Here is a 7,699-nt window from a genome sequence, read left to right as displayed (position 1 = left end):
CCGGAGCAACCCTGGTCTGTTTTTTCTGTGGCTGTTTGTTGAAATCCTCCTTATCTGCATACTTCTTTATAGTTCTTGGATCTCTTCCCATTTTCTTTGCTACTTCTGAATACCCGTAGCCTTTATTGTTAACTTCATGTCTGATATAATTAATCTCGGCCACTGCCAACATCTCCTTAAATACCTCCTGCACGTCTTTGTACCCAACAGGAAGTGTATGTGTATTTGGGAATGTTGACAAGTGGTTTTTTTAATTTGTGCAGGCCCCTCGGGGCCTGCACAAATTAAATGCCATAACCTACATTTTTATGATGCCATAAACAGAAGAAGAACTTATTGATAATATGGAAATTTTATTCGGGGTGTCTTCTATTAGACAGAAAGAGGCAGAAGAACTAGCTGAAAGGCTCCGTCCTACAAAAATATCAGGTATTTTGATTGGGTATCCACCGTATATTCTACCAACACAAGAAGAGGCGTTGGTTTATACCAAGCGTATTATTAATCTATGTAATAAGCCCACAATCTTATATAATAACCCGAAAAGAACCGGGTTTGATTTATCGGTGTCCAGTATACTTCAGCTAAGTAAAATAGAATTCGTGATTGGAATAAAAGAAGCTGGTAATAAAGAAAAGGTTGGACTACTCAAAAAAAATATCACCAAAAGCAACTTTCATATTTATGCGGGAGGAGAAATTGAATTAGAGGAAAAAGTATCACTGGGGTTTGATCGCCTTTCCTCCATCGCAGGAAATATTTCAGCAACGGAAATTAGTCAATGGTTCAATAAACTGCTTGCGAGAAAAGAGATCAGTGAAAAAGAAAGAATAAAGATAGAATCCATTATACAACAAGTTTATCAAGGTTCACCAATCGTAAACTTAAAGAAAACGATAAATGAAAAGGGAATTCCCATCGGAATTTGCAGAAGTCCAATTGGAAATGGTTAATCTTGTGCTAACGTGGTTGGGGAGTACTGTGCAGGGTATATATTCCTAGTACTAGGAATATATATTCCCCGTACTAGGAATAAAACGGCTCTAAGGAGGAATATATCATCGCCAACCGGGAATATAATGACCTTTACCAGGAAAAAGCACCCCCAGCTCTCCTTAAATCCGTCCATTAAGATAAAAATACCCCTCTAGTAAGAGCAAGAAAGCCTCATTTATTCAAAAATGGGGCTTTTTGGCCTGCTTTTTAGTCCATTTGGCCACTATACATTGGTTTTCAGTAATTTTGCAATAAGAATTTGGTGCGAAACGGGTCTGGGCACCGCTCACGGTCTAATTTTGCAATTCATGACTTTATTAATCGTCTATAACAGCTTTTCCTTGTTCACGTAAATTTTTTAAAGCTGTAAGCATTTGATTTATTTCTTCATCGGAATGCCTTTCCCATGAACTTAATTCAGCTACTATTTTCAAAGGCGATTTAGACCTAAAAGAACGTGTTGGATTTCCAGGGAATTTTTTGTCCGTTAAGTTCGGATCATTTTCAAAATCACCTAATGGTTCGACAACGTAAATTCTCTCTTTTGATTTAGATGTGGCTAACTCAGCGCCCCATTTAGCTGCATTTAATGTTGCGGTGAAATAGATATAGTTGGATTTTTTGTCTTGGTAATTTGATAAGTGGAGGGGTTCTAAAAGATCCCCAATTTTCAGTTCTGCTTTTGTACCATGAAAGAAAGGACCGTGATCTAAGACATCTTTTTTATCATTCATACTGAAACACCTCTAACTTTTTTCGATTTGTATCTAACAGTATAGGGCAGAAAATTCAGGAAGTGTAGTCTATAAATAATAAATAATTAGGAGTATAATGTAAGTAGAGAGAACGACAAAAGTTTACGGATTGTTTTTGTATTCATTATTCAATTGGGCCCAATGATTTTTCTAGAAGCAAAAGAGCCACCTTTCAAATAGGTGGCTTTTGGTGTATATATTAATCAAGAATTCAGTGCCTGCCCCCGGCGCGGGAAAGGCTGTAGTTCCACGCACCTGAGGGCTTGAATCATACAATATGTGATATAATTCGTTATATAAGCACATTAATGGAGGCGATATACATGAGTCTTCCTGAAGATAAAAGAGTAAGTTTAGAAACCTTTTATAATATGAGAAAAGAGATGGATTACTTATTGGAATATTCTGATGGGGTGGTTTTTATGTCACCATCCCCCTCAACAAGGCATCAGCAGGTTTCCGGGAGGTTGCAGGCTAGATTATTCAACTTTCTAGACGGTGGGAAATGTCAGGTATTCAGTGCACCTTATGATATTCATTTATATAGGGATGACCTGCAAGAGACGAAAATATTTATCCCCGACTTATCGGTTATTTGCGATGTTGAGGGGCTAGAGGAAAATAGGTTTGTCGGAGTGCCTGAATTGATTGTAGAAATTCTTAGCCCCTCCAACCAGAGTCTTGACCTTGTTACAAAAATGCAAGCTTATATGAAATATGGTGTGAAAGAATACTGGGTAGTAAATCCAATGCTAGATGCGATACTAATATACGCATTAACGGACGAACAGGTATATAACCAAGTAGACGTAATGAAGGGTCAACTACCCCCACTGAGGTGAATCTTTTCAGTGGGGGCTTGAGTTTGAAATCTAGGTCTTCTCGTCTATTGCTAGACTGTTTGACGCTCTAGAATTCATGTCACATTGCGGTGACACCTCAAGAATGTTTTAGGTTGGTACTAATGACGAACGATCGGTTTCCCACTTGCACCCTCCCTGCGAGAGTTAAGGTTCACTGTATGAATACAGTGAAGTCATAGCCTTACGAACTATGTACTACAAGCCCCGACACAACGTGTCGAATACACTTGGATGGTTGACGCACCCGATATATGCCATGCGCTAGACAACGGCTTTACGTTTTAGAACTTCTAACCTTATTGGTTCTTTTATTTTTAATAGATTCGTTAGTTCTATCACATTAGACTTAATTAAAATATTCAAAGAGCCATTTAGATCAGCGTGTAGGCAAGCTCCTGTCTTACTAAGATACAGACCTCGAGTAATACGTCTTCCGCTGAACATGTAAGTCTTTTTATCCTCTTTTGACCAGACAGGAATTTCATCTCTATCTAGGAAGCTAGCTTTTGATGTATAACTTTCTTCTTGTTTAACAAAGCGAATACCTTCTTTTAGGCATTTGTTTTCAATAGCAGAAATTAGTCTATTAAATGGAATTTGAACGAATTGCTGATTGTTCTTTTTGCCCATATCGGAATGTTGTTTCCAACCAGCATTATAACCGACAACGAAGGTGTCGATGTGTAGTTCTTTCGCTTTTTTGAAAAGTAAACCTACGGCTTTTCCGATATATCCGTTTATTTGCCTTTCGCGTTTCATCCAAAGTTTCGCTTGCTTGTTTGTGACGATCCGCTTAGAAATTCCATTCTCTAAATTTTTCTTTTGAAGTTTATTTAGTTCTTTATTGAAGTAACGATTTAATGATTTTAGAGCTGATCCGTCAATTAAAAAAGTATCCCCATTGTTGGTAGCGCAGCTCATTAAGTTATCTACACCGAGATCAATACTCAAAGCGTTTTTAGTTGTCGTAGGTTGCTTTTTCATTTGGGAAACTTGCACTTCATAAGTGTAGTGAACCTCAAAGAACCGACCTTTTTGCTTTGGTTTAATTTCGATATAGGTAATCTTTTTATGTAATAGATTTTTAGGCATACGTATCTTAATGGAGCCGAATTTACTTCTAAACTGGTTGTTCATTGGAAGAGTCCAATATCCATTTTTATCTACCTTCGGTATTTGGTAGATTTCGATAATGCGTTTCTCTTCTTTTTTAAGGTATTTTGGAAATTTAGGACGACCGGTAAACTTCTCAGGATTTTCTTTCCAAGATTGAAGGGCTTTAAAAAAACCATTTACTTCTTCCATAAGAGAACGACGAATAGCCTGGACAGAGTTAGATTGAGCGCCCCAATAGTTAACATCCGCTTTCATCGCATCGTCAATTTTTTTGGTGGTGGCCATTTTATTGTTCTCTCTATACGACTTTTTAATGACGTATAACCCGACATTTCGAAGCGCTTTTGTACCATGTGTCATACGTATAAGGATTTTAAATTCTTTAGCCGTAAGGCTATTCCCTCCAAGATTTTGAATTTGCGTAAAGCGTTGAATATTATCTGTTTTCTTTTTCTTCCGCAACACTTTAATAGCTTTCTTTCTAGTCATTATTCTCACCTCCTATCTATTTCTAATCATATCAAAATTCGACGCGATAGGCGAACATTAGTTCTTTAAAACCAAAAAAAGAAAGGAGCTTCAGTCATCGACTGACGGCAATTCATCTCCACCTGAATTGTCGGGCTCCGCCCTTGACACAAATCAGATGGAGTCTTCTTGCCGGAAAGGATAAAGGAAAGATAAGCTCGACGATATTAAAAGGTTTTAATATTGATTTGGCAGATGTCTTTCGTTAAAAAATCCGGTATTGGCTCTAGTCCGCAGGAGACCAGACACTACAACCATCTATATCCTAAAAGTAGATAAATACCGCAAAAACTCTTGTTGGTTGGTATGCTCGTATTTCATAATAGCGTAGGTAGCGGCATCAGGTAATGGGATGTGCTGACAAGGGATTTCGACGAGCCTTCCTTCTAGCAATTCTCTCCGGACCGTGGAGATGGGGAGAAACGAGACACCTAAGCCTTCAGCGATAAACCGTTTCGTGATATGCACTTGTGACACCTTCATCATTCGAACGCTCGGATACAACCTTTTGATGACACGACTCAAAGAATCCCAATAGCCAGGATGGTTATGTGTGAGTAAGTAAGACGAAGTTAAAATTTCTTCTTCATCATACGGCGGAGCGGTTTCTTCGTCGCGCCCATCGTGAGGGGCGACAAAGATGACGCGATCATTATATAAAAGTTCTGAAACCAGCTGTTCATGATTACTCGGTAAACATGACAATCCAATATCCACTTCTTCCTTCCACACAGCTTCCTCGATTTTAACTGACTCTAAAATCTTCACCTCAATTTCCACTTCTGGATGTTGATCTAAGTAGGTTTTTAATACATAGGGCAAAATCGTATCTGCAATCAGAGGGGAGATGGCAATCGAAAACTTGGTTGAGTACCCTTGCGTATAAGCATTTAAATCTTCCAGTCCCTCTTCATATGCCTTCATCACGCGCTTCGCATGAAGTAAAAACTTTCTTCCTTCTTCCGTCAACTTAACCCGTTTTCCTTCCCTAAGAAACAGCTCCACCCCTAATTCTTTTTCTAAAAGTTTCATATGAACCGTAACAGAAGGCTGTGAGATGTACAATTGCTCTGCCGTTTTACGAAAGTTCCCCAGCTCAGCGGCCGTAATAAAGGTCGTTAACCAACTAAATTCCATGTTTATCTCCTTAATTAAAATCATTAATGATTTTGTTTAAAATAATTTAATTTTCTTAATCATTTTCATTGTATAAGATAATAACAAAAGATGGAAGGAGAGGAGTTTTATGATTCAACCAGGTTTAAAAGGGGTTATTGCAACAGAAACAAAGATCAGCCATATTGATGGAGAGCAAGGGAGATTAATTTATCGCGGGTATGAAGTGGAGGAACTAACCGAACAGTATTCATTCGAGGAAGTTGCGTATTTGTTATGGTTTGGGCTATTGCCTAAAAAGGACCTCGCTAATTTTAATGAGGAACTAAAAAGTCAGCGCACCTTACCATCCTATCTAAAAAAGATCCTAGATACTCTTCCGGGGGAGATGGACATGATGAGTGTGCTACGTACGGTCGTCTCTGCAGAAGGAAGTTTAGACTATACTTGGAAGCCTACTATTCAACAATCGATGAAGCTCACATCCATGCTTCCAACAATCATTGCTTATCGGAATCACTCTCTTCAAGGAACATCCTTTGTGGAACCGCGTGATGATTTGGGGCATGTTGAGAATTACCTGTACATGCTGAATGGTGTCCTCCCAACAAAAGCCCAAACCAATGCTCTAGAAACCTACATGATTTTAACGATGGAGCATGGCATGAATGCATCTACCTTTTCTGCGAGAGTCACGGCTTCAACGGAGTCCGATCTTATCTCAGCTGTTACCTCTGCGATTGGTACCATGAAAGGGCCACTCCATGGGGGAGCACCGTCAGAGGTGATTCACTTATTGGAGGAAATTTCCTGTACGGCAAATACAGAAAAAGTTCTTAGACAAAAGTTAGAAAATCGCGAGAAATTAATGGGCTTTGGTCATCGTGTCTATAAAACTCATGATCCCCGGGCCGTCGCATTGAAGAATACCTTGCTAAAACAAATAGGTGAAGACGAATGGTTGGACCTAGCACTACATGTGGAAAAAACGGCGATCAAACTGCTTGAAAAGTATAAGCCTGGTAGAGGTCTTTATACAAATGTTGAATTCTATGCTGCAGCAATTATGAAAGCAATAAAAATGGACCCTAGTCTATTTACCCCAACTTTCACTGCTAGTAGAATCGTGGGGTGGACCGCACATATTCTAGAACAATCACAAAACAATACAATCTATCGACCTCAATCTAAATATATTGGGAATTTTATTTCCATAAAATAAGCTATTTCTCTCGATTTATGGTGGGGAATGTGATTATCGTCTGAGAGAGCTCAAGTCATGTAACCAAAGGAATCTGACCTCGGCCATGCAAAGGGTATTTCGGGATTGTCGATCAGTTTAAAAAAGTCTTCTCGTATTGGGGAGACTATTTTTCATCCATTAATTGCTTAACAGCAGGGAGGTCGGCCGGTGCCCATTTTAATGATTCTAGGTTTTCTCTTTGCAGCCAGACGAGCTTTGAATGTTCTCTTGCTATTGGTTTGCCATTGGTAATCTTAGCTTTGATAGAAAGGAGATTAATGACAAAGGAATCATATTCATGAGTGTGATCATTAAATATTTCATAGGAAGGTTCGATGGTACAACCAAGTTCCTCCGAAATTTCTCTCACTAAGGCTGAGTAAGGGTCCTCATTCGCCTCTACCTTTCCACCAGGAAATTCCCACTGATTGCCCATCGACATTTCTGGTGACCGCAAGGCACAGAGGATTTCATTTTGGTCATTTTCGATAATCGCTGCGACGACTTTTACTTGTTTTTTCATGTGGCCCTCCTGATAATTTTTTTCTATCATACCATGACGTTTAGGAAGGATTATAATAAGTAGAGAGGTTCTTTATGTAATATTTAGTACACATGTATCATTTTAAGACGCTGGATCTTATACTCTTTGTTTAAAAGTAAAACTTATATATGAAGAGTATAAGGTGAACACAGTTTTGTTAAGAAGTGGTGACTATCTTCATAATTATGCCTAATTAATAGCGAGATTTTCTGTATGATAAAAATGTAAAATATTTCTATTGATTCTCTATTGGGAATGGTGGTATTCTTATTTAGCTGCTTCAGACAGCAACCGACAAATATCGCTAATAAATACTTTTCTAATAAAAGTATTGACGAGCTAAACATTATGTTATATATTAAGTATCCGCTGTTGATGACAGCAACGTTTCGTTAAAATCAATTATATTAAAATAATAATTTACTTGATTTTATGAAATGGATATGATATATTAATAAATGTCGCTTCTGAGCGATGGTTGAAATAATTGTTCTTTGAAAACTAAACAAACAAGCGTCAACAAACAATATTTATCATG

The 7,699-nt window shown here is 38.2% G+C and carries 7 protein-coding genes and 1 other annotated feature (1 of these 8 cut by a window edge); of the genes, 3 read left to right on the top strand and 4 right to left on the bottom strand.

The window, feature by feature from the left end; genetic code table 11:
- Positions 1-34, top strand: a sequence feature (16S ribosomal RNA rRNA prediction is too short) (it extends 236 nt beyond the left edge of the window).
- A 301-nt stretch (positions 35-335) separates the two neighbouring features.
- Positions 336-953 (top strand): dihydrodipicolinate synthase family protein, encoded by a 618-nt coding sequence (locus BMX30_RS14205; RefSeq protein WP_342028079.1) that lies wholly within the window; start codon positions 336-338, stop codon positions 951-953.
- A 360-nt stretch (positions 954-1,313) separates the two neighbouring features.
- Here the strand turns inward: BMX30_RS14205 and arr are convergent, their stop codons facing one another.
- Positions 1,314-1,730, bottom strand: coding sequence for an NAD(+)--rifampin ADP-ribosyltransferase (gene arr, locus BMX30_RS14195; protein ID WP_090746913.1), 417 nt, complete (start codon positions 1,728-1,730; stop codon positions 1,314-1,316).
- 344 nt (positions 1,731-2,074) lie between these two features.
- Between arr and BMX30_RS14190 the strand changes: the two genes are divergently transcribed.
- Complete coding sequence (locus BMX30_RS14190; RefSeq protein ID WP_090746910.1) at positions 2,075-2,593, top strand: Uma2 family endonuclease; 519 nt, start codon at positions 2,075-2,077, stop codon at positions 2,591-2,593.
- Between the two features lie 282 nt (positions 2,594-2,875).
- Here the strand turns inward: BMX30_RS14190 and BMX30_RS14185 are convergent, their stop codons facing one another.
- Both BMX30_RS14185 and BMX30_RS14180 read right to left on the bottom strand, forming a co-directional pair.
- Positions 2,876-4,219, bottom strand: a complete 1,344-nt coding sequence (locus tag BMX30_RS14185; RefSeq protein ID WP_090746907.1) for an RNA-guided endonuclease InsQ/TnpB family protein — start codon at positions 4,217-4,219, stop codon at positions 2,876-2,878.
- Positions 4,220-4,516: 297 nt separating this feature from the next.
- On the bottom strand, positions 4,517-5,395 hold the full coding sequence (locus tag BMX30_RS14180; protein ID WP_090746904.1) for a LysR family transcriptional regulator: 879 nt from the start codon (positions 5,393-5,395) through the stop codon (positions 4,517-4,519).
- A 109-nt stretch (positions 5,396-5,504) separates the two neighbouring features.
- Between BMX30_RS14180 and BMX30_RS14175 the strand changes: the two genes are divergently transcribed.
- Positions 5,505-6,596 carry a citrate synthase/methylcitrate synthase gene (locus BMX30_RS14175; protein ID WP_090746902.1) on the top strand — a complete coding sequence of 364 codons (1,092 nt, stop codon included), beginning with the start codon at positions 5,505-5,507 and terminating at the stop codon, positions 6,594-6,596.
- 145 nt (positions 6,597-6,741) lie between these two features.
- Here BMX30_RS14175 and BMX30_RS14170 read toward each other — a convergent pair whose 3' ends face one another.
- A complete protein-coding gene (locus BMX30_RS14170; protein ID WP_090746898.1) occupies positions 6,742-7,140 on the bottom strand; it encodes a (deoxy)nucleoside triphosphate pyrophosphohydrolase in 399 nt (132 codons plus the stop codon).
- Positions 7,141-7,699 lie beyond the last annotated feature (559 nt).

It is taken from the genome of Mesobacillus persicus (assembly GCF_900109925.1).
In the GTDB taxonomy this organism is placed as follows: domain Bacteria; phylum Bacillota; class Bacilli; order Bacillales; family Cytobacillaceae; genus Mesobacillus_B; species Mesobacillus_B persicus.
The sequence above is the reverse complement of the archived record's forward strand: the minus strand, read 5'-3'. Positions and strand labels throughout refer to the sequence as shown.